This window comes from Pseudobdellovibrio exovorus JSS, assembly GCF_000348725.1.
GTDB lineage: Bacteria > Bdellovibrionota > Bdellovibrionia > Bdellovibrionales > Bdellovibrionaceae > Pseudobdellovibrio > Pseudobdellovibrio exovorus.
Window position 1 is genome coordinate 519385 of the sequence record NC_020813.1, and the last position, 23040, is coordinate 542424.

23 protein-coding genes are annotated in these 23040 nt (G+C 43.4%); 19 read left to right on the forward strand and 4 right to left on the reverse strand.

Annotated features, from left to right (window positions below):
• Window positions 1-9 precede the first annotated feature (9 nt).
• From A11Q_RS02645 to A11Q_RS02670, 6 genes are read left to right on the forward strand one after another with little or no spacing between them, the layout of a single operon-like run.
• Entirely contained in the window at window positions 10-921 is a 912-nt protein-coding gene (locus tag A11Q_RS02645) for a type II secretion system F family protein (RefSeq protein ID WP_015469240.1), read from the forward strand.
• Window positions 921-1274: a DUF192 domain-containing protein gene (locus A11Q_RS02650; RefSeq protein WP_015469241.1), complete on the forward strand. Its 354-nt coding sequence runs from the start codon at window positions 921-923 to the stop codon at window positions 1272-1274. The genes A11Q_RS02645 and A11Q_RS02650 overlap by 1 nt, the downstream gene beginning before the upstream one ends.
• Window positions 1261-2997 carry an FHA domain-containing protein gene (locus A11Q_RS02655; RefSeq protein WP_015469242.1) on the forward strand — a complete coding sequence of 579 codons (1737 nt, stop codon included), beginning with the start codon at window positions 1261-1263 and terminating at the stop codon, window positions 2995-2997. The genes A11Q_RS02650 and A11Q_RS02655 overlap by 14 nt, the downstream gene beginning before the upstream one ends.
• 46 nt (window positions 2998-3043) lie before the next feature.
• Complete coding sequence (locus A11Q_RS02660; RefSeq protein ID WP_015469243.1) at window positions 3044-4252, forward strand: FHA domain-containing protein; 1209 nt, start codon at window positions 3044-3046, stop codon at window positions 4250-4252.
• Window positions 4252-6336, forward strand: coding sequence for an FHA domain-containing protein (locus tag A11Q_RS13330; protein ID WP_015469244.1), 2085 nt, complete (start codon window positions 4252-4254; stop codon window positions 6334-6336). The genes A11Q_RS02660 and A11Q_RS13330 overlap by 1 nt, the downstream gene beginning before the upstream one ends.
• Window positions 6336-6971, forward strand: coding sequence for a hypothetical protein (locus A11Q_RS02670; protein WP_015469245.1), 636 nt, complete (start codon window positions 6336-6338; stop codon window positions 6969-6971). Before A11Q_RS13330 ends, A11Q_RS02670 begins: the two co-directional genes overlap by 1 nt.
• Here A11Q_RS02670 and A11Q_RS02675 read toward each other — a convergent pair.
• A complete protein-coding gene (locus A11Q_RS02675; RefSeq protein WP_015469246.1) occupies window positions 6941-8437 on the reverse strand; it encodes a sulfatase-like hydrolase/transferase in 1497 nt (498 codons plus the stop codon). The two genes, A11Q_RS02670 and A11Q_RS02675, sit on opposite strands and share 31 nt — an antisense overlap.
• Before the next feature lie 51 nt (window positions 8438-8488).
• Between A11Q_RS02675 and A11Q_RS02680 the strand changes: the two genes are divergently transcribed.
• Window positions 8489-9121 (forward strand): MotA/TolQ/ExbB proton channel family protein, encoded by a 633-nt coding sequence (locus A11Q_RS02680; protein ID WP_015469247.1) that lies wholly within the window; start codon window positions 8489-8491, stop codon window positions 9119-9121.
• Window positions 9121-9525 carry an ExbD/TolR family protein gene (locus A11Q_RS02685; RefSeq protein ID WP_015469248.1) on the forward strand — a complete coding sequence of 135 codons (405 nt, stop codon included), beginning with the start codon at window positions 9121-9123 and terminating at the stop codon, window positions 9523-9525. Before A11Q_RS02680 ends, A11Q_RS02685 begins: the two co-directional genes overlap by 1 nt.
• Window positions 9526-9545: 20 nt before the next feature.
• On the opposite strand, the gene A11Q_RS02690 is transcribed toward A11Q_RS02685, so the two are convergent.
• The gene (locus A11Q_RS02690) at window positions 9546-10184 is read right to left on the reverse strand and encodes a transposase (protein WP_015469249.1); all 639 of its coding nucleotides are present in this window, start codon (window positions 10182-10184) and stop codon (window positions 9546-9548) included.
• A gap of 151 nt (window positions 10185-10335) precedes the next feature.
• On the opposite strand from A11Q_RS02690, the gene A11Q_RS02695 reads away from it, so the two are divergent.
• The 11 genes from A11Q_RS02695 (at window position 10336) to A11Q_RS02745 (ending at window position 19675) form a co-directional block, all read left to right on the forward strand.
• The gene (locus tag A11Q_RS02695; protein WP_015469250.1) at window positions 10336-10878 is read left to right on the forward strand and encodes a hypothetical protein; all 543 of its coding nucleotides are present in this window, start codon (window positions 10336-10338) and stop codon (window positions 10876-10878) included.
• A 69-nt stretch (window positions 10879-10947) separates the two neighbouring features.
• On the forward strand, window positions 10948-11610 hold the full coding sequence (locus A11Q_RS02700; protein WP_015469251.1) for a diacylglycerol/polyprenol kinase family protein: 663 nt from the start codon (window positions 10948-10950) through the stop codon (window positions 11608-11610).
• A gap of 47 nt (window positions 11611-11657) precedes the next feature.
• Complete coding sequence (gene pssA, locus A11Q_RS02705) at window positions 11658-12488, forward strand: CDP-diacylglycerol--serine O-phosphatidyltransferase (RefSeq protein WP_015469252.1); 831 nt, start codon at window positions 11658-11660, stop codon at window positions 12486-12488.
• A 1-nt stretch (window position 12489) separates the two neighbouring features.
• On the forward strand, window positions 12490-13494 hold the full coding sequence (locus A11Q_RS02710) for an aspartate-semialdehyde dehydrogenase (protein WP_015469253.1): 1005 nt from the start codon (window positions 12490-12492) through the stop codon (window positions 13492-13494).
• Between the two features lie 68 nt (window positions 13495-13562).
• Entirely contained in the window at window positions 13563-15659 is a 2097-nt protein-coding gene (locus tag A11Q_RS13335; RefSeq protein WP_015469254.1) for a CFI-box-CTERM domain-containing protein, read from the forward strand.
• A 13-nt stretch (window positions 15660-15672) separates the two neighbouring features.
• On the forward strand, window positions 15673-16458 hold the full coding sequence (gene truA, locus A11Q_RS02720) for a tRNA pseudouridine(38-40) synthase TruA (RefSeq protein WP_015469255.1): 786 nt from the start codon (window positions 15673-15675) through the stop codon (window positions 16456-16458).
• A 30-nt stretch (window positions 16459-16488) separates the two neighbouring features.
• Complete coding sequence (rplM, locus tag A11Q_RS02725; RefSeq protein ID WP_015469256.1) at window positions 16489-16923, forward strand: 50S ribosomal protein L13; 435 nt, start codon at window positions 16489-16491, stop codon at window positions 16921-16923.
• A gap of 15 nt (window positions 16924-16938) precedes the next feature.
• On the forward strand, window positions 16939-17337 hold the full coding sequence (gene rpsI, locus A11Q_RS02730; RefSeq protein WP_015469257.1) for a 30S ribosomal protein S9: 399 nt from the start codon (window positions 16939-16941) through the stop codon (window positions 17335-17337).
• 165 nt (window positions 17338-17502) lie between these two features.
• Window positions 17503-17799, forward strand: coding sequence for a helix-turn-helix domain-containing protein (locus tag A11Q_RS02735; protein WP_015469258.1), 297 nt, complete (start codon window positions 17503-17505; stop codon window positions 17797-17799).
• 122 nt (window positions 17800-17921) lie between these two features.
• Entirely contained in the window at window positions 17922-19091 is a 1170-nt protein-coding gene (locus A11Q_RS02740; protein WP_015469259.1) for a cyclic nucleotide-binding domain-containing protein, read from the forward strand.
• Complete coding sequence (locus A11Q_RS02745; protein WP_015469260.1) at window positions 19091-19675, forward strand: hypothetical protein; 585 nt, start codon at window positions 19091-19093, stop codon at window positions 19673-19675. Before A11Q_RS02740 ends, A11Q_RS02745 begins: the two co-directional genes overlap by 1 nt.
• On the opposite strand, the gene alaS is transcribed toward A11Q_RS02745, so the two are convergent.
• The gene (alaS, locus tag A11Q_RS02750) at window positions 19676-22393 is read right to left on the reverse strand and encodes an alanine--tRNA ligase (protein ID WP_041575538.1); all 2718 of its coding nucleotides are present in this window, start codon (window positions 22391-22393) and stop codon (window positions 19676-19678) included.
• Window positions 22380-22922 (reverse strand): regulatory protein RecX, encoded by a 543-nt coding sequence (locus A11Q_RS02755; RefSeq protein WP_015469262.1) that lies wholly within the window; start codon window positions 22920-22922, stop codon window positions 22380-22382. Before A11Q_RS02755 ends, alaS begins: the two co-directional genes overlap by 14 nt.
• Between the last annotated feature and the right edge of the window lie 118 nt (window positions 22923-23040).

Consider the following 23040-nt stretch of genomic DNA (forward strand, 5'->3'; position numbering starts at 1 on the left):
AGAGGAGCTATGGGTAGTTTAGAACTAATGCTTTTCGGCGGAATTATTTTAGCCGGTGCTGCTGTTTATCTATTCGTGTCGTCTCTGTTAGCAGGTCGTCCCGGAGAATCGCAGTTATCATGGGCTAGCGGTAATGAACCTGTTAAATCCAAGAATGCCATTATCAATATCTGTCGTCCGATGGTGCATCAACTGACGTTGCAGCACGCAGCGCGTGTGAAGTCAGAAAAGTATCGTAAGAAAATTCGTAATCTCATCAAAGTGGGAGGATTGGAATCTGAACTCAATGAAGATGAGTTCATCGGTTTGCAATTGTTCTTAGGGGTGGCATTCCCGCTGCTATTGTTCTTTTTAAACTTTGCTTTGGACTTGGGATTGTCATGGCCCTTACTTGTGGGCTTAGGAGCTTTTGGCTTCTTCATGCCACAGATGCATTGCAAAGGAACAAAAAAACAGCGCGAGCTCAGTGTACGTGCTGATATGCCATTCTTCATCGATCTGTTAGCTCTGTCAGTGGAAGCAGGTTTAGATTTCTTCGGTGCGATTCAAAAGATCGTAGATAAAGTGGCAGATAAAGACTCAGTATTGGCGGAAGAGTTTAAGATTGTTTTAAAAGATATTAAAATCGGTTCGTCAAAACAGGAAGCCTTAAAAGAAATGGCTGCACGTATTGATATTCCCGAGATAACGAGCTTTGTTGCCGTCCTTATTGATGCGGAAGCTTCAGGTGCGAGCATTTCACAGGTTCTTAAAGATCAGTCGGTGCAAATGCGTCTAGAAAGATTGCTTCGTGCTGAAAAAGCCGGTGCGCGAGCATCGCAGTTGATTTTACTTCCATTGATGATGTTTATTTTGCCTGCGGTTTTCATTATGGTTTTTGGACCTATCGCAGTCAGAATGATATACGGAGGGGGAATGTAATGCCTCGTCTGTATAAAACTTCAAATTCAGGAGCCGAGTTATTAGTCGACCACCTTATGGTGGCGGAAAGCTTTTGGGAGCGCGGTAAAGGTTTGTTGGGTCGCAAGGGTTTAGCGGCAGGTGAAGCTCTGTGGATTAACCCGTGCAATAACATACACACCTTTTTTATGAAATTTGCTATCGACTGTATTTTTGTCGACAGCAAAATGGAAATTAAGAATATAGCAAAAAATGTAGTCCCATTCAGAATTGCGGGACCTTATTGGCGTGCGTCTTCTGTTATCGAAACTCCATCGGGATTTGTCGATGCGAAGAACTTAAAAGTCGGAGATCATTTATATGTGGTCAATTAGAATACTCTCAGGCCCGCAAGCGGGACAAATTTATGATCTGAAGCTCGGCAAGAATGTCTTTGGCCGTGGCGGCGTCAGTGACTTAAAAATTCAGTCGTTAGGAATTTCTAAAGAACACTGTGAAATTCATGTCTACAAAGACAAAATGATGATCGTCGATTTGAAATCCAGCAATGGGACCTTTGTAAATGGTGTAAAAATTCAAAACTCGATTGTACGTGTGGGTGATAAGGTCAGTCTTTTTGATGTGATTATGGATGTTATTCCAGCGCCGGATATTCGTCCGAAGAACACTCCGAAGGTAGAAGTGGAAGCGAGTGAAGACGAAGACGTGGTGGAAAAACCAAAGCGTCCAGCCCGTCGCCCGCGTCCGCCAGCGCCAATGGCAGGTGGATTTCCTCCTGTTCCCAATGGGGGAGCTTTTCCTGTACCTTATCCGCAGCAGGGCAATGCCGCTTTGCAGATGCAATATCCTCAAATGGGGATGAATCCTGTCTATGGAGTGCCACCGCAATTTAATCCTGCGGCAGGAGCGGCTCCGACGCCTCCGCCAGCGGCACCGAAATTGACGTTGTCGCAGACAATTGAAAATTACATCGAAAATGTCGTGATGCCAGCGATTTATCGTCTGGGAATTATTTTTTCTTTGAAACAAATCCTCATGGGATTTGTGATGATCTTCGTTTTCGGTGTGACATTCTTGTCCGCTATCCCTTTAAGTAATTTGATCCAAGAATCTAACTTGGCGGAAGCGACAAAAAGAGCGCGCTCTGTGGCCCGTTCGATTGCGAAGTTTAATGAGCAGTCACTTTTGTCAGGGCAATTGGGCAATTTGACAGTTCAAGAGGCCTTGAAAGAAGAAGGCATTAAAGAGGCCTTTATTATTCAACATCAGGATGGGCTTATTGTGGCTCCTGCTGATCGTGTGGGACGCGATGAAGCGAATCCATTGGTGTTGAAAGCACGTCAAGAAGAGCGTGCGACCTCTATGCGTTTGAATAAAAATACATTGGGGGCCTCGTTCCCAATTGCGGTTTATGACCCGAATACAGGGGAAGCCCGTCCGAAATATCACTCTGTGGTGTTATATGATATCAGCTCTTTGAATGTGGATAATGAACGTGTGGTCAGTCTTCTGATGCAGACGTTGTTAATCGCTTCGTTTTTCGGTTTGATCTTGTATTACTTGTTTGCGCGACTGATTGAATATCCGATTAAGACCTTGAATCAACAAATTGATAAGGCCTTATTAGAAAAATCAGATCGTACAGAAGTGGCATTCGATTACCCTGTGTTTCAACAGTTAGTTTCTAGCGTTAACACTATTCTGAATCGTGTTTGGAATGGTGGTGGGGACGCTTCGCAGTCGCTGAAACCACAACAAAATCGAGATGTCGAGTATTCCAATTTAGTAGAAATGATCTTCCATCCGGCAGTTGTTTTGGATGTGGAACATAAAGTCAGAGCCTTGAATCCACAGTTTGAAGAGTTGGCGCAAACGTCGCGTGAAGCGGTGTTAAACCAAAGCTATCAGACCTTAACAGATGGAGCTTTGGTGCAGAATATCGAGGCTCTAGTGGCTCGGGCTCAGCAGTCTCCGTATGAAAAACATTCGGATCGTATTCCATTTTCGCAGTTCGAGTGTGATGTTTACTGTCAGGCTTTCTTAAATACGGAAGGCCAGCCAGAAAGTTATGTGATTACATTGGTGCAAATCAGTTAAGAGTAAAGTGTTGAGTAGATTGGTGAATAGGGGAGTGAATTAAATAATGTCGGCAGCGTTGCAACAGAAACCTGATATCAAGATCAAGATGACGGTGGTCGCAGGACCTCACGTCGGTCAGGTATTTCAGTTGAACAAATCTGGATTCACGATTGGACGTGGTCCTGAAAACGACCTTGTTTTAATGAATGACCCGATGGTCAGTCGTACACACGTGCGTATCGAGATCGTAGATCGTGATTTAGAGATCCACAATCTCAGCCAGAAGAACGCTGTTTTAGTCGATGGACAAACAGTTCAAAAATGGAAGATTGTTAACAACTCTAACTTTATTATAGGGGATACAGAGTTCAAGGTTGAGTATGACTTGGGACAGGCCGTGGTTTCGATTCCGACCCCTAAGCCGGCTGCCGTGTTGCCATTAAAACCAAAAGCTCCTTCGCCTCAGGCGAAGCCAAAACCTAAAATGAAGAGTGCCGCACCTGCGAAAAAAGTTCCGCGTCCAGCACCTCCGATGGCCTTGCAAAATGGAGTGGCTCCTCGCGCGGGAGTTCCTACTCAGATGAAGACTCCGTTGATGGCATCTCCGGTCGGAGTGGGAATGGCCGTGGGAACACCTCGTCCACAGGTTTTTCAGCAGTCAGCGGCGGGCCTTGGTGCTCGTCCGGTTTCAGAGGCGGCTCAAGATTCGCTGATTTCAAATCCTCGGTTTAAATTTTACATGGCGGCTCTGATAGTTTTTATCGGAGCGTACTTTTATCTTTTCAGTGGCGACGACAAAAAGAAAGCGGTTCAACAGCAGATTAATTCGACTTTGAACTACTCAGATGCCGTGCAAATGAGTTTAAACTCGCAAACAGAAAAAGATAGAACCGCGACACTTGATGGAAAAAAACGAGATCGGAACTCGATTCAGTCTCAACGTATTGCAGAAAATCTGATGAAAGGCATGCGCGATTTCAATATGGGTAACTATGCTCGTGCGCAAGAGTTCTTTCAGTTAGTACTCAACTTAGATCCAGACAATCAGCTAGCTAAGCGGCATATTTATCTATCGCGCGTACGATTTGATGAAATCGTCCAAGAAAAATTAATGCTTGGAGAATCGTATTTTAAGAAGCATAATTTCAAAATGTGCGAGTCTATGTATCGACAAGTTGTTGTGATGTTACAGGGTAAAAACAACGACCAAAAACTCTTATTGGCAGAAAAAAAGGCAAAAGAGTGCCAGCTCGCCGATGAGGGTGTTCTTTGATGTCGCGTTTGAAGGTGATGCTCCGTGGAGCATTGATCAGTGAAATTGAACTTAATCCAGAGAAAGAATATATCGGCGGCCGTAAAGAGGGCTGCGATATACGTCTACAAGCGGAAAAGGGTATTTCCCGCGAGCATTTCAAACTAAAATATGTCGAAGGCCAATGGCAGCTCAGTGCGATCTCTCGCTTCGGTGATGTTTTTACCGGAGGCCAGAAGGTTGAGCAAACAGAGCTTCAACACAGTCAAACCTTTCAAGTTCCTCCCTATGAGTTTTCATTCCTTGATGTGCCCGATGTGGGAATCCCTTCGCCGGATAACTTGGGTGCCGATGCGGTTGCGCCTACTGTGGGCGAAAATGATAAAACGGTAATCGGGGCCGCGCCTCAGGTTCCGTATATCAAGATGGTGAATTCCACAGGTGAAGTTAGTGAAATGCTGCGCCTTGAAGTGGGCGATGTGTGGGTTGCGGGGCGAGATCCCTCTTGCCAAATTATTATTCCCGATCAACGAGTCAGTCGTCGTCAGTTTGAAATTTACAAGGTCAATGGGGCCTATACTATTTTAGATTTGGCCAGTGTGAACGGTACATTCTTAAATGGAAGCCCCGTTTCGTCGACAGATCCGCAAACACTTAAAAGTGGTGATGCTATCAATGTACTGGATAACACCATGTACTTTGAGCTTCACGATCCTAACTTCCGCTATAAAGTTGAAAAAATCGAAGTTCCGCCTCTTCAGATGGATCAGTTCGAAGAAGAGGCTGTCTCGGAAGATTTTGTTCCTGAAGATTACGCAGAAGAGGAATATGAAGACGTACCTGAAATTGAAGAGTACGAACAATATGATGTTCCTCAGCAGATGGATATTGCAGGGGCCGGTCCTTTTACAGGTATGCCAGGCCCTGATGTAGACCCGAATCAGTACTACACATTTCAGGCTCCTCCACCGGATCAGCAGGCAGCCGCAGCCGGTGCGGCTGCTCCGACAACGCCACTAAAAAAATTAATGGCCAATAAGCCATTGTTAATAGCTGTGGTCTTGGCCTTTTTAGGCGGGGCTTATTACTTAAGCGAGTTACTTAACCCACCACAGGCACCGGTTATACAGCAGCCGACGGCGTCTCCGACAGGAGATCCATTTGATAGGTTGTCTCCGGCTCAGCAAAAAGAAGTGGAAGAGTTATATTCGCTAGCTATGCAGATGTATAACCAACAGAAGTATGAATTAGCGCTCGAGCAAATTCGTAAGATTAAAGAAATTCTGCCTAGCGGTTATAAAGACACAGAAAAAATTGAAAGAGACGCGGATATGGCTATGCAAGCGTTGATTCAATACGAAGAGGATGAACGTCTTCGTAAAGAGCGCGAAGCTCGTGAAGCGAAAATCCGTAGTGTTATTGCTAAGTGTGAAACGATCATTAACGAAACGGTGACTTCGGATGAAATGTCGGTATGTCTGTACGAAGTGACATCATTTGATCCAAACAATGCTGATGCAACACGCCTACGCGAAATCGTAAATAAAATCGAAATTGATCGCCGTCAGGCCGCGATTGATAAAGAAAACTTAGAACGTCGTAAAGAACAAATGGATCAGCTTTTTAAAGAAGCTGAAGACGAGCATCAAAAAGGTTATGCCTTTAAAACTATAAAAAAATATCAGGCTGTGATTAATTCTAATTTGCCTGATACCAAAAAGTATAAAGAAAAAGCTCGCGAACGAATTAAGTTTATTGAGGAAAAGATCTTAGAAAAATCTCAGGCTAGCATGACAGAAGCGGATAACTTTTTCAAAGAAGGTAAAATTCGCGAAGCCGTACAAACTCTTAGAGCCGCTGTGGTTTATGACCCTGACAACAAAACGATCAAAGATAAGATCGAAGCTTTTACCTTAGAGCTGACACGTAAAATGAAAGTTCTTTATCAAGAATCCATTATCGATGAGAACTACGGAATTATTGAAAATACGGACAGTCGTCAAGGTGCTAAAGAAAAATGGAAAAAGATCACAGAACTCGATTTAGAAGATGGTGAATACTATCGTAAAGCTGTGATGAAACTTAGACGTTATGGAGTTTACTAATGAAAGCTGAGACTCGTTCTGCCCATAACGGACTGCAATTAGCTCAAACTCAGGTTTATCATCTTTTAGACGATCAACTGATCTTGATTCTACGTTCGTGGGGTTCATCTGATTACAACCAAAAATTTGTAGACGAAGTGACACATTATATTTCGTCGGCACAAGCGGATTTGGAAGTGACAACTCCGTTTGACTACCACGAGGGATTGACATCGCTAGCAAACCGCACGCGCGTGTCTTTGTTGCTAGCCCACGATCTGTTTTATAAGAATGACAACAAATCTGAATACTCTGTTGGATTTGAAGCTATGGTTCTTTTCACGGCGAAGAATGAAGTGGCATGGTCAAGTGTCGGGCGCTTTGCTTTACACAAGATCAATGGTTCCTCTGTCAGTCATATCCTACAGACAGGAACCGATTTAGATAGCGAAACTCTATTGCCAGTACAGTTACTAGGTGTCGAACGTGATATGGATTTGATGTCGGGTTCTATTGCGATGACAGAGGAAAGTAAGCTGGTTATTTCATCCACTTACAACTGTGATATTGCTATCAATCCAGAACAAGATGTTCAGGCACCTGTGAGTGTTTTAGGTAATGGGTCTTATTGGTTTGCATTGGTGACAGCAGGCTGAGGCCACTGTCTATCTGGATCCCAAAGTCCCCAAATATTTTCTAAAGATAAATTATAAGAGTGTCGCCGAGCTTCTTCATAAAGAGCATCTTTTTCCTGTTTTGGATTTTTAAAATAAATAAGAAGCGTTGAAAGAGGATTCGTTGTCTTATTTTTTTTCAAGCGAGAGGCTTCTTTATCGAAGACGGACGCACGGCTGTTCGGTTTTGCCCAGTATTCGCGATTATTTTGTGAAAGTTTATACTCGCTTCCGGTGTACGTACGCCATTTGTCAGCATTGGAAAGTTCGCGAATACGGCGTAGGGATCGTAGATCATCCGCAGTGACTTCATTCTGAGTAGAAATTAAATTGATCGTCTCTAAACCATCAGTAAGGCGATTGTAGAACTCATTGGTGTCTGCCTCGATAAAAAGGTAGTGTTTAAAGATCAAAGAAAATCTGAGTTCTAAAGATTTCTTCCACGTGTTGGCCGCTTCGACTAATAAAAACCGCGGCTCATTGGGAATACTGTCCAGTTCATTCGAACTCCAAAGTGCAGAAAAGCTCCAAACCGGAAATTGAGGGTCAGAGGTGATATTGATCTGCGGGGACACCGTTTTGGCTAAGCTGTATCCAAAGTCAGCTAGTGAAATAGGCGAGTCAAATTTCCAATTGATACCTTCATCACCTTTTTGCCTTGGAGGTTTGATAAACATGGCGACCCGCGTGGCTTCGCTGTGCAAGTTAGAATAGACAGACTCATTTAATCGCGCGTATTCAGACTTTCCCTGTAGTCCTACAACGATGACGTAGTTAGATTCCCAAAGATTTTCTTCTTTGAGTCTTTCAAAAAATAAACCAAGGCTTTCATCGAACTTTTCTAACCCCGAAATCTGTTCTTCACCTTCATTGATAGAATCCAGATCTGAGCTGTAGATGACCGAGAAAAAAGGAGCAGAGGATTCTTCAACCCAATTGAAGAATAGATCTGACTGGCGACGAAAACTGATGGAATAAGAGGATTGCAACAGAAACGAAATGTCGTCGAATAAGTCAAATCCCCTAGATAGGCCGGTCTTTTTTAAGATAGTGGGTTTACCACTCCAGAAAGCTGTGCGGTATTTTTGAGTTTTAAATAACTCAGGTAAAGTAGGAAGATCTGGATTCAGGCGATCAAAGCTGCGATGCAGTTGGTGCTGGAACGGGTACGTAGCGGTTAACAGCGACCCCATAGCTGCGGCTGTTTGAGTCGATGTGGTGAACGCATTACTAAAACGGATACTTTCGTGACAAAGAGTATTCAGTCCCGAGACCTCATCGCTTTTTTCTTCCGAGCAAGAAAAGGCATTAAAAGAAAGTTGATCCGCAGCCACGATGATAAAAGATGGTTTTTTGTTTTCCTTACAGGAACTCAAGGACAAAAGTCCGGCAGTGCACAAACTGATAACGATCCAGACCTTCAATAAATCCCGTTTTGACGCTTTCATGGACAGACTCCATAATAAAGAAACAAATCAGAAAGTAAAGAGGAGTCACCTATGTTATCAGAAAAGATCTTTGTAATTGCCCATTATGCCGACCAAGCGGTGCTGATTTTGTTGGTATTAATGAGTGTGGTTTCTGTAGGAATGATCTTTGAAAGATTTGTGGCCTTAAAAAAAGTGTCTCAAGACAGTGAAGCAATTCGCGCTAAAATTCGTCAGGCTTTGCACGATGGCAACTTAGCGGGTTTTGAAGACCTAGCTCGCGACACCTCTTCTTTAGAAGGTCGCGCGGCTTCGCAGGCTCTAAGACATTTAAACGAGACCGGATTAGCGGGCTTTGAAGAGGTTTTTAATACGTTCATGTTGAATGAAAAACCGGCGCTAGAAAGATATTTAGCTCCATTGGCGACGATTGCTTCCAATGCGCCATTTATCGGTCTTTTGGGAACAGTTTTAGGTATTATGAAAGCCTTCAACGATTTAGCTCAAGCTTCAGATGCAGGACAGCAGACAGTGATGGCAGGTATTTCGATTGCGCTTGTCGCGACGGCCGCGGGTCTTTTCGTGGCGATTCCTGCTGGTATTTTCTATAACTACTACACGCGTAAAGTAAAAGGCATCTACACGAATTTAGAAAGCGTGAAAGAGCTAGGCCTAGCGTATGCTAAGAAGAAAGGTTTGAACTAATGGGGTTTAAATCGGATTCTCAAGACGATGTTCTGGCCGAGATTAACGTCGTTCCCTTAGTTGATATCATCTTAGTGGTACTGATCATTTTTATGGTCACCGCGCCAATGATTATGAATTCCTCTTTGAATGTGAACTTACCGAAAGCGGGGGCGGGTGACGCTACGGCTCCTAGTAAGTTAAACATTCTGATCGCCAGCGATGGGCGTCTGAGTCTTGATGGAAAAATCGTCGACGAGATGCAAATTCGCCAAGTGGCGGAAGAGGAAGTAAAAAAGAACCCAGAGGTTCAGGCGATTATCTCGGCTGACCGCGAAGTGCACCACGGGCGCGTGGTCTCTATCCTCGACACAGTCAAACTAGCTGGCGTAAAAAAATTCGCGATCAGCATCGATAAAAGGTAGGCCGTACCTTATCCGGAAATTTAGAGCAGTGTCATCTCTAATATATGAGAGTTTCGGTCTTTATCGAGGCCGAAGTGGAAATGTTGTTTTCTTAGAGCATTTCGGATATCGACTTTGAGTTCTTCAGATGGATAACCTTGATTTAACCACTGCAAGTGGCTGTAAACATCTGAAAATAGAGCTTCATCATTTTCCAATGGAATTATGGTGTGAGCCTGCCCGAGCAACCCATAAAGACTCGAATAGGGATACTCTTCGACACGATAGCAAAGTCCGGCCTCGACCGGATTTCGGTAAACATATTTGTAAGCATGCAGATAATACAGCGGTGACTTCAGCAAAGACCAATAGTACGGACCTCCATAGATGTGATTGATGCGACCGGATTCAAAACCGATCACGCGACTGGTTTCGCGCATCAGATAGTTCATCGCCTGACTTAAGTTGCCATGCGGGGTTTGGATGATTAAATGAAAATGATTATTCATCAGAACAAAGCTATGAATACGCACACCATAGGAATGATGTATAAAAAAGAGATACTTCGAGTAAATATCCCAAATTGTTTCCATCGGTAACGAGAACCACTCTTTATTCAGACAGCGTGCGGTCACGTGATAAGGCCAGTCGTTATGAGCTAAAAATTTTTTTCTCGGCATAAGAAAAGGTCTTCTAAGCAAAGCATGCCAAGTCTTAGGTCTGTATTAAATGCATAAGGACGTTTATATTTCCGGATAAGGTACGGCCTACCTCCAAAAAAACTCGACAGAGGTCCTCAATCTTGTCGCACTTTCTGCCGATGAGAATGAGGTGAAGCAGTTCTTTATCGAATACAAACAGATACTCTTTTTTTTCGTACTTCTAACGGGAGTAACTGGATATACACTTTTTGAATCCGATCTTCATCAGGTCCAAGCCGCCTCACCTCAGTTGAAATCTTTGTATGGTCAGAATGTCGCACATGCGGCCGAGCTAACTCCAAGTCATTTTCCTACACGTCAGCCCTCATCAGTCGGAAGTGAAAACACGACAGGTATAAAAAAGCTTGAAAGTGTTTTAGATAAAAAATTCCTGTGTGCTGAAAAAACGGCTCATAAGGCAGAGCAAGTTCGCGAGCAAATGGTGATGATTCGCTTTGATCTTTGCCAGAAAAATTTAAAAGGCATGGCCAAAGAGCTACACTTTGAAAACCAAAGTAATGGGTTTAAAGCTCAAATTTTCGTTGTTGAAAATGGAAGCTACAAAACAGATTTCATTCAATTAAATCAAGGTATCAACAAACTTAAGCTTGAAGTTGTCCTAAAAGATGGGCAAAAGCTTGAGGAATCATTGGAAATTTTATCTGGTTCTTAACTCAAAGCAGTAATTTCGTTTAAATTCAATAGACAGGGGGGAGCGGATTACTTAAGTTCGCCTGCTGTGATGGCAGAAACGAATGTAACGCTCAGCGGTTTTAAGAATAAGTCCGACCTTCATTTGGCCCGTAAGATATGGCACATGACAGGTGTATTTTTGATGTTTCTGGCATGGCAAGTCTTACCATTCTGGTTTTCAATTACATGTTTGATTATTGGTTGGTTGGCGTTTGTTCCCGCAGATGTCATGCGCCAAAAAAATCCTGAAGTGAACAAAGTTTTATCTAATATTTTCCGTCCGATCATGCGCAGTAGTGAACTGAATCGTTTGGCAGGTACGACATACTTGTTAACAGGGGCGTTGATCATCACACTTTTCTTCAATAAAGGCGTGGTCTCTTTAAGTTTATTATTTTTAGCTTTTGCTGATCCTATCGCCAGCTATGTAGGGATTAAGTACGGCAAAGATAAAATCTTCGGACACAAATCAGTTCAGGGTTTCATTGCAGCCTTTGTTGTTTGTGCCCTAGCGAGCTTCTTGTTTTTATTTTTCAATCAAGTTCCAGAGTTTATTTTGATCGTCAGTTTATTGGGCGGTTTAGTTGGAGCCTTGGCTGAGCTTATCCCTTTCGGGAAATTAGATGATAACTTCACTATGCCAGTGGCGAGCAGCATTGGTTTAACCGTATTGTTTTATTTCTTTGGTTATTTCCCTTATTTCGGCTCATAATAATTTTGATTATTTGATTCAACACAAAGATACAAAAGAGGTTCGTAATGGCTGATAGCTATGATTTGTCAGATGAAGGATATTCTAAGTCAGGAAAACGCCTAGGAATGTACATTTACATTCTTCCGAATTTGATGACGATCGCCAATTTATTCTGTGGATTTATCTCTGTTATTTATTCCATTCAAGGTGAATTCAAAATGGCAGCCATCGCGGTGGTTATCGCGGCTGTCTTTGACCAGTTAGATGGTCGTTTGGCGCGATTGACTCACGCGACAAGTAAGTTTGGTGCCGAGCTAGATTCTTTATGTGACTTAGTGAGCTTCGGTTTAGCTCCAGCGATGTTGATGTACCTATGGGCATTGCAACCGTATGGACGCATTGGATTGATGGCTTGTTTCTTATTTGTGGCTTGTGGTGCTTTGCGTTTGGCACGCTTCAATGTGCAGGTGGGCGTAGTTGAAAAAAACTATTTCCAAGGTCTTCCTATCCCAATGGCAGCCGGTATTGTGACAACATCTTTCTTAGCATTTAATGACTTAGGATGGACTCCAGATAAGTTCCGCAGTCTTTTGTGCTTCATGGTTGTTTTGATGGCCTTTGTAATGGTTTCGAACTTCCGTTATCGCTCTTTCAAAGATCTTGATTTAAAAGAAAGAAAAGCCTTTAAATATTTAGTAGCTGGATTGGTGATACTTGTCGTGGTGGCCATGTATCCAGAGATTATGCTTTTTGTATTATTCTTGTCGTACGGAACTCTTGGGGCCGTTTTCGGTATTTTGCAGTTGGGTAAAAAGCGTAAGTTAATGAAAGCTAATGCCTATGCTCCAGAGGCAACGAAAGAAGAAGACCTTCAAGAAGAACAGGACGAAGAATAATATGAAAACATGGAAAAGACCTTTAAAAGTCGGTTTAGTTGGTGCCACAGGAGTTGTGGGCGAAACATTCATTAATATCTTAGAAGAGTACGCTCAGCCGATCGCAGAACTAAGACCATTTGCGAGCCAAAATTCATTAGGACTGAATATTGAATTAGCTGGTAAGCAATGGCCAGTGCAAGTGTTGAAGCCGAATTGTTTTGATGGTTTGGATATGGTGTTCTTTTCTTCTGGAGACGACATTTCCCGTGAATGGGCTCCTGAAGCAGTTAAGGCCGGAGCCTTTGCTGTTGATAACTCTAATGCTTTCCGTATGGATCAGGATATTCACTTGGTTGTACCAGAAGTGAATGGTCACTTACTCAATGCAGATTCGAAACCACAGGTGATTGCAAATCCGAACTGCTCTACAATTCAATTGGTCGTAGCTTTAAAGCCGTTGTTGGATAAATTCGGAATTGAAAATGTAACGGTAGCGACTTACCAAGCGGTGAGTGGTGCGGGCTTGCCTGGTTACGAAGAGTTGTTGAATCAAACAAAAAATTTCCAACAGCCAGATCACGAACCAAAAGCATTTTCAAAACAAATTTTGTTTAACTGTATTCCACAAATCGGTAGCTTTGGCGAAGATGGTTTTTCATCTGAAGAAGCGAAAATCATGAGCGAGACTCCAAAAATTTTAGGAGTTAAGGACTTGAACGTTTCTGCATTCACAGTTCGTATTCCGGCTTTGAATTCTCACTCGGAAGCTGTATGGGTCACTTTAAATAAAGAAGTAGCAAAAGAAGATGTGGTGAATGCTCTTGGTAATTTCGAAGGTATCGCTGTTATGGATCAAGACTTTCCGACGGCACTTGAGGTTTCTGGTGAAGAGCCTGTGTTTGTTGGTCGTATTCACCAAGATCGTCACAATAAAAAACGTTGGTTGATGTGGGTTGTGTCTGACAACTTGAAAAAAGGTGCCGCTCTTAACGGATTACAAATCGCGGAACGTCTATTCTGCTAGACTAGACGTTTATCTTCTGGTCTTTGCTCAGATAGACAGGGACCATTTCGCCATGATGCAATAAAAAGGTGATTCAACATCTTGTCCTCATCTTTCTTAGTTTTGTTTTTCTAAATCCAGTATGGGCAGCCTCTATTGTCGATACCAATACGATTACAATATCAGGCATTTCGGCCTTTGAAGGTGGTACTGTCTATGGCGGTGTCGCTGGCACCTGCACTGGGGATGGTGTTTCGCCGTGTAACAGTTGTACGAATACGTCCACGCCACCTAAAGCCTGCAATCAAAGTAATATCTATGGTTCTTTAGCCTTTCAAATTCAGTTCAAGACATCTGCGGCTCGTAACAATGCGATGGCGCAAATTCTGATAGAAAGCACTCCGCTAATTGTTAATCCTGAAACGAAAAATTGGACCTCTGGTGAAACAGTGGTGTTGAACACGACGTGGGCGGCCATTTGCTCTGCAATGGGAGTTGCGAATTTAGATGGGAATTGCAATATCTCGGGACTGAGTCAAATCGTAGGTTCTAAAACCATAAAGTTTGGGATCGCAGCTGAAGGCGGTGGAACTTTGGCTGATGCCGAAGCTTCGACTTTACAGTTGAAGTTTCATGGAATTCCATCAGGTGCCAGTGATGTGACACAAACTCTGTGCGCCGACAGTGGTGGTGGCTTTGGTGCCTGTAATCTGACATTTGTTGCTGGTGATGGAAAAGCCTTCATTGATGCGGCCATCTTCAATCCCACAGAGCCTGGTGGAACGGCATGGGATTCGATTGCGATTTTTCCTATTGCGACACCAAACGGAGGCGAATCAAATGCCTACACGTCATTTACCAGTGGGGCTGTATCTCCGACCTTTAAAAAAATAGACAATGACGGAACGATTCCCGACTCTCAAGTCGGAGGACTCGCGAACTATCAAAAGTATTGTCTGGTCTACGGGATGAAAAATAAGGCGCAGAATATTTATAAATTTGTGAATGATCCGGCGGCGGCTTCTGCAGGGTGTATTACTCCTTCTGTGGTTGTGGGCATCCTTGATGATAAAAGATGTTTTATTTCAACGGCGGCATTCGGTTCCTCTGATATGTCAGAGGTCGAAACTTTCCGTAAGTTTCGCGATCAGTTCTTAGTTACAAATAATCTAGGGAAAGCGTTTGTAGGTTTTTATTACGACATGAGTCCACCTATCGCGAACATGATCTCAGGCAGTGAACCACTGAAGGCTCTTACGCGTGGACTCCTTTATCCATTTTTACTATTTGCAACGATGGCGTTACAAATAGGTTTCGTATGGGCCATCGTACTCAGTCTGGGCACAGTGATTGGCCTTGTGACGGCTTTTCGTATCTTGAGATTCCGTTCAGTGTTGATGGTGATGCTGCTTGTGCTGGTGTCTCCGCATTTAAAAGCAGACCTTCTGAGCACTGAAGAAAAAATCGATCATCCGAATGCGAAAGAGGGCCTGATTCGCATTAAGAAAGATGGCACTTACGTTTACGATGTGAAAAGAACACCTAAAAATCAATCCAGTCATTTGCGCTTTGGTCAGGCGAATCAGCCGCAGATCACGATCGGTATTGAGCAGACAGACGCCAGTGGGAATCCTACCGGCACATTTAAAGAGTATAGCTTTGAAGATTTCTATGGAAGTGCCTCGGGCGTTATCATTGGATACGACTACGAATGGTTTCCTTGGGGTATGGAAGGTGACGGCGGCCGCTTAGGGGTACAGGCGGGTGGTGCAGGGATGTTTGTAACTGGGAATGGTCGTCTTGTGGCCGATCCAGATACACAGTCAAAAGAAAGTTACACGTTTGTGACATTGCCGTTGAATCTAGGTGCGGTCTATCGTCTTGAGTGGAAAGAACAACAGATGTTTGTTCCCTACGTATCAGGTGGAGGAACGTACTTAGTACTTTTAGAAAAACGTGAAGATAAGGCGATGCCCAGTGCGACAGGCGGCTTTGGATTCTATGGTGCTGGAGGAATTCTTTTTAATTTGAATACGTTTGATCGTGAAGCGGGTTTAAAATTAGACAGTGAGTACGGCATTGGAAACTTGTGGCTGTCGCTTGAGTTCCGTGTCACTGAAGTGCAGAACGCGGCTTTCGGTTTTTCTAATCGCTATGTTAATGCTGGTCTTTCATTTGATTTTTGATGTATAAGACCGCATGCCTCGGATTAAATTTACAGTCTCTTATGATGGAACGGATTATTGTGGTTGGCAGCGCCAAAACCACGGCGATAAGTCCAGTGTTAGCCAGACCATCCAATCCGGTTTAGAAAAAATTTTTGGTCATCCTATTTCGCTATTTGCTTCCGGTAGAACCGATGCGGGTGTTCATGCTTTGAATCAGGTTTGTCACTTCGATACAGAGTGGCCAGAATCGCGTTTAGAGGGCTTTGATTTAAAAAGGGCTATGCGAGCCCACTTGCCCACAAGTATCTTAATTAAGCGAGCGTGGTTAGCTCCAGATGACTTCCATTCAACACTTTCACCTGAAAAAAAGACGTATCGCTACCTGATTAATAACACGCCGAGTCAAAGCGTTTTCCTTGGACGCTATGCCACTTGGGAGAGAACTCCGTTAGATTTAGATTATTTGAACTCGTGTTCCAGTTTTCTTGTGGGAAATCAGGATTTTAAGAGCTTTCAATCCGTTGGGACACCAGTAGCTCACACCATTAGAACCATCGAAAGCGCCATTTGGGAGTGGAGACGCCCCCAAATTGCTCAATTTACGATCACAGGAACCGGCTTTTTGAAGCAAATGGTACGTAATATAGTGGGGACTCAGCTTCTTTTGGCCCGAAAAGGGCTGCCGGCGGAAACAATGCGGGAAATCCTGTCGGCTCAGGACCGTAGGCGGGCTGGACCGCCGGCTCCGCCGCAGGGTCTATTTTTAATGCGAGTTTACTATCCTACAGGCCTTGACAATAAGTGCCGCGAACTTTAAAACACTCATTCATCTATTTTCGGAGTAACTATGAAGACTTGGAATGCAAAAACTGAAGAAGCTGACCGTAAGTGGTTCGTTGTAGACGCCACTGGTTTAAGATTAGGTCGTTTGGCGACTCACATTGCTAATATCTTGCGTGGAAAAAACTTACCTACTTTCACACCAAACGCAGATGCTGGCGGGTTCGTTGTTGTTATCAATTCAGACAAAATCGAAATGACTGGTGATAAATGGAATACTAAAAAGTATTACCGTCACTCACGTTTCTTCGGTTCATTGAAAGAAAAAACAGCTGAGCAAATGAAAGCTACTGATTCAGAATTTATTATCTCTGAAGCAGTTCGTGGTATGTTACCAGTGAACAAGCTTTCAAAATCATTGATCGGCAAATTGAAAGTTTACAAAGGTGCTGAGCACCCTCACGCAGCTCAGAAGCCTGAAGCTTACGTAATCAAACACTAATTAAAGGGATAGAAAATGGCAGCTACTGAAAAAATGTATTATGCAACTGGAAGAAGAAAAACGAGTTCAGCTCGTGTTTACTTAAAACCAGGTAAAGGACAAGTTTCTATCAATGGTAAGAAATCTGATGATTACTTAACTCGTTTGCAATCACGTATGGTGATCATGCAACCTCTTGATGCTGTTAACTTAATGGGTAAATTTGACCTTAAAGTTATGGTAAGCGGCGGCGGTGAGTCAGGACAAGCTGGTGCAATTCGCCACGGTGTTACTCGCGCTTTAATCGCTTTTAACCCTGAGTTAAAAGATGTATTGAAAAAAGCTGGATTTGTTACGCGTGACCCTCGTATGGTTGAGCGTAAAAAATACGGTAAACACGGTGCACGTCGCAGCGGTCAGTACTCTAAACGTTAATCGTATTGTAAAAATTATAGTCAAAAGTCTAGGGGAACCATTTGGTTCCCCTTTTTTTTGTTCATTATCAAGAATTTGTTAAAAAACTGTTAAAAAAATTTGATAATTTTGAAATAAATGATAACCTATTTCTAAACGGACGTAAATTTACCAAGAAGGTCATTTATGCAATATGAAGCAAATAAGTTAGCGCAGTTTTTAAAGGAAAAACGTACTCAATCAGGTCTTTCACAAAAAGACGTGGCGACGAAGTTGGGATACAGCACATCTCAGTTTATCTCAAACTGGGAAAGAGGTATCTCTCAACCGCCAATCAACACATTAAGAACTCTAGCAAACATGTACAATGTTACTGCTGAGCAAATGTTTAATGTTTTGTTGGAAGAAACCATGTTGCAAGTGCAAGTGGATCTGAAAAGAAAGTTTTACGGCGAAGGCCGCGAAAATCACCCGACAGCTTAGTGCTGTCGGGCTCCGATTTCCCTCTCAATTTCATTCTCAAATTGAGTCAGATATTTTCACGATTTTAAGTTAAGCTGGAATCAATATTAGACGATAAGCCCTACATAGGGGTTTTTCGTCTTATGTCTGAAGTTAAGGTTTATAAAAAAGGTCAGTTTCTTTTCAAGGCTGGCGACAAAATTCAATCTGTGTTCGTTATTCAATCTGGTCAGGTTAATCTCTGCTTACAAAAAAATAATAAGATCTTTGATATCATGACTGTGGGTAATGGTTATGTTTTTGGTGACCTTGTTGTCTTAGGAACAAATCAATATCTTTATTCGGGGTTAGTGCAGTCAGAAGTTAAAGTGACAGAAATTCCAGTAGAGATTTTTAAACTGCAATACGAAGCCTTGAATCCTTTAAATAAGACTTTCATTAAAACAATGGCCGAGCGTTTGAAGTGGGCTGTGAATGAAGTGAAGAACTCAAAGCAAGATAAGACGGCTCAACCATGTGCAGAAGATGCGGTTCCTAGAGTTTTTGGTGCTATCTTCCACGTGTTAAATCACAAAGGTGTAAAAGTCGGAAATAAAGTAAAGACGGACTGGCTAACACTACGCAATTACTCACAAAGAATTTTTGGTGAGTCTTTAAAACGTATCGAACAGGCAACGCAGATTTTAGTGAAGACTAAGCAGGGCGAGTATATCATGGGTAAAGACCCTAATATGCCAGAGAGCGAAGCTGAAACTGAAATTCAAGGTTTCCAAATTTACGATCTTCCTGCGCTGGAAGCTTTCTTTGAATTCTATCAGTACTACTATTACAAGGGTGGAAAGTCAGAACTTATCAAATACGATGAAGCCAATTACAATACACTGCGCTTGTTATTGATGGCGTATGAAGGTGTCGAGTGTGATAAGTTTGGTGTTGTTTCTAAAGAGTTCAACCAAGTGGTGGAGTTCTTCAAAGAATATGGTGTGAGTTTAGGAGCGGGTCACTTTACCGCTTTAGAGGCTAAAGGTCTTTTCTGTAAACGTAAAAATACGTCTGACGGAACTGTTCAATTACAATTTGATATTAAAGAATTTGCGAACCAAATTAATATGTGGGCGCTCATTCGCGAAGTCGATAAGTTAAATGAAAAAGGTTATGTGGACATGGACGACATTGATGAAGGGCCGAAGAAAAAGGCTGTCATTGAAGGCGGACAGGAATGTACAGCATGTCACACTATCGTAGCATTGGAGGCTAAGTTCTGCAGCGAGTGCGGTGCTCGCATGGCTGCATCTGAAAGAAAGGCGGCTTGATGAAAGCAGCTTGGGCTTATGCGCTTGCAGTGTTAGTTCTTTTGGTTTCTTTTCAAAACTGTCAGAAACCTCCGCACCCTGATGAACTGGGTTCGCAGAATGTCTATGCGGCAGGTGTTGTCAGTAAAGTGGATTTAAGTCATGAATCTGTGAAGTCTGTGGAGTTTATTATCACAGATCTGAAGTCGATTGTTCACACAACAGGAAATACAATTCAGGTTAAGTATCACAAGGTACTCGATATCGATATGGTCTCTGGGAATATAACAGTGACGAACGATATGGACCCTTCGGTTGAAAACTACTGTCTGACGTCAGAGTTGAAGGCCGAGTTAAACTCGATCTTACATGCATCAGAAGTGTGTAAACGTGGACCAGTGGCCTCTGCGGATACAAATATGTGTGCGCAGGTCGTTCATAATGCCTATGCGAATCTATTCACTGATCGTGAGCAATTTAGCTTAGGGTATGCTTCAGATGCCTGTGGAAGTAATGCGATTGATCTTTGCGGAGAGCAAGCAGATCTTCTAAGAGGCTATATCCAGAATTTAAAATCTGAATACAGCACTCTTTCTTGTAATTAATTACTGTAATATCTTTTTGGAAATCAGATCGTAGGCTTGCGAAAGCTTGCTACGATCTGGCACAGCCCCTTGCGCGAAGTCAGGGCGACCTCCGCCTTTTCCACCCATAGCCTGCGCAAAATCCTTCAAGAGATCACCGGCTTTTAACTGCGGATTCAAATCTTTACTGACCGAGATAATCACTGGATGGGACGCGTCCCCAGTTCCTACAGTGATGACCACTCCTTTTTGGATTTTGTTTTTCAACTGGTCCGAGATCTGAGAAAGCACATCGCGATCGTCAATCGGCAAATCAGCAAAGACCAACTGCGCTTGTCCGGCTGCTGTGTTGAATGTCTGCGCTGCTTTCAGAAGATCATCGATATTGATCTGGTTGGATTGAGCTTTTTTGATTTGCTTGTGTAAATCCTTGATCTCGTTACGGCGCTCTTCAGCCCACTGAGATAAAGTTTTATCGGCAGGAACACCCGTCAGTTGACGGGCTGCCAGAAGCTCTTCTGTATTCTGCATCAGATACTGAATGGCATGGGAACCCGTGATGGCTTCCACACGGCGCACGCCGGAACTGACACCTGATTCAGAAATAATTTTGAAGGCGCGAATTTCAGCAGTGTTCTTCACATGCGTTCCGCCACAAAGTTCGCACGAGAAACTGCCCATAGTCAGGACGCGAACCTGATCGCCGTATTTCTCTCCGAAAAGAGCCATGGCACCTTTATCAAGGGCCTCTTTGTGGGGCATGACTTCTGCGCTGACAGGATTAGCTTTGGCGATTTCGTCATTCACCAGTTCTTCGATTTTACGAATTTCTTCAGACGATAAGGGTTTGTTGTGAGTGAAGTCAAAGCGGGTGCGTGTGCTATCGACCAGTGAACCCGCCTGCGACACATGATCACCCAGTACTACGCGTAGGGCTTTGTGCATCAGGTGAGTCGCCGAGTGATTGGATGTGGTCTGACGGCGTTCTGAGGCTTCAACCGCAGCTGTTACTTGCTCACGGTTTTTTAGTTGACCAGAAACGACTTCAATTTGGTGTAGGAAGACGTCTGCATGTTTGGTGCAGTTTAAAACGCGAACCTCGGATTTTTCAGAGCGAATAGCTCCATGATCGCCAACTTGTCCGCCACCTTCTGCGTAAAACGGAGTTTGATCCAAAATCAAAAGACCGGTTTGTCCCGTACTCAGAGAATCCACTTCCTGAGTTCCATCGGAAAGAGCAAGCACATAGGCTGAAGATTCTAATGAATCATAGCCGACAAACTTGGTCGGCGTTTTTGAAAATTTCTGACTTAGTTCAATCAGGTGTTTTTCATCCGTTTGTAAAGACTTGCCTTTCCACGAGGCTTTCGCTTTTTCTTTTGCCGCCTGCATTTGTTTTTCAAACGCAGCTTCGTCGACTTGTAAACCTTCTTCTGCCGCCATAAGAGCCGTCAGATCCAGCGGGAAGCCGTAGGTGTCGTAAAGTTTGAAAAGTGTTTCGCCCGAGATGATATTTTTGTTTTGCGATTTCAATTTTTTGATCTCGTCGGTCAAAATCTGAGTTCCGTTATCCAGTGTCTGTAAGAAACGGGCCTCTTCGTCGCGGATAGTGCTGAGGATGTGAGACTTGCGAGTTGTCAGTTCCGGATAGAACTCAGACATTTGCGCAATCAATACTTCGCTCATGGCAGACAGAAATGAATGCTGTGTCGAAAGTTTGCGACCATAGCGAATCGCCCGACGCATGATACGACGTAAGACATAACCACGGCCTTCATTGGAAGGAAGTGCGCCGTCTGCAATCAAAAAAGAAACGGCACGACAGTGATCGGCCAATACACGTAAAGCAGACAGTTGCTCTAAAGCCTGTTTGGTGTCTGCTTGTCCTGCAAATTCTTTGTCGCCAAGGCAGCGATCTTCAATGCCATGGAAGTACTCTAAAGACTGCGAGCTGAAAAAAGAAAGACCCTTTTCCATAATGGCTTTGAAGATATCGGTCTTGTAGTTGTTGTGACGGCCTTGAACGGCGGCAACAAGGCGTTCGAAACCCGCACCTGTGTCAACAGAGGGTTTCGGTAAAGACGTACGCTTACCCGGAGCTTCTTCGTAGAACTGCATGAAAACCAGATTCCAGATTTCGATGTAGCGATCTTCGCCGGCAGCGATACTTTTGTAAGGGTCAGCAATGGTTCCGTACTGTGGTCCGTGATCGAAAAAGATTTCACTGCAAGGGCCGCAAGGTCCCACGTCACCCATGCGCCAGAAGTTGTCTTTTTCGCCAAAGCGGAAGATGCGATCTTTCGGTACACCTTCCTGTTGATGCCAGATTTCAGCCGCTTCATCATCTGTTTCAAAAACAGTGACGTACAGTTTGTCTTTTGGAATTTGTAACTCGTTAGTTAAGAAATTCCATGCAAGACGGATCGCCTCTTTTTTAAAGTAATCACCAAATGAAAAATTCCCCAACATTTCGAAGAAGGTGTGGTGGCGTGCCGTGAAGCCGACGTTATCTAAGTCATTGTGTTTACCACCGGCGCGGACACACTTTTGTACAGTCACCGCGCGAGTATAAGAGCGAGGTTCCAAACCAAGGAATGTATTTTTAAATTGATTCATCCCCGCATTGGCGAAAAGCAATGTAGGATCATTTTCAGGGATCAGGCTTGAGCTAGGGACATGCTCGTGCTGATTCTTTTTGAAGTAATTAATAAAGCTGTTGCGAATATCAGTACTCGTCATCATATGAAAGATCCTCATCTTGTATCGCTGTTTGTGTCACAGTGTTAAAATCATTTTTTAAAATTGAGCTGATCACGGCACCTTCGTAGCCGCGAGTTGTAAGAAACCTTATAATTTTAGCGCGTAACTTTTGCGAGTCTTTAACGTTCAGACCGCGAAAGTCATCCGCATTCCATTTGGAAAAAGTCAGGCGTCTGGCTTTCTCAAGTTCATTGTCAAAATCAGCTTTGACGGATTCAAGTCCAAGCTCTTTTAACTTTTGATTAATGTTGTGAATACCTTTGCCGCGACGACCAAGCTGTGTAGCGAATTGCTGCTGTAACGTCTCGGGTGCAGAAAGCCAATTCTGTTCGCGCGCCCATGTGATTGTCTGTTGGACAATATCGGATTCGCAGTAGCGGGCTAGTTTTTGCGAGAGTTCTTTTTCAGAGTGATCACGGCGTGCGACAAAATCCATCAGCTTTCTTTTAGCCTGAATCAGTGTCAGGGGCTGTTTGATTTGTTTCTGTGCACGTCTGGTAAAAGGCATCGAGATATACTAGACAATCTAGCCTCAGAAGACAATAAAACAGTCTATTGAAACAGCTAGTCCCTAGCTGGAAATCCAAGAATTTGTCTTAAATGATTTGTCTTAAAGTCTTGATGTG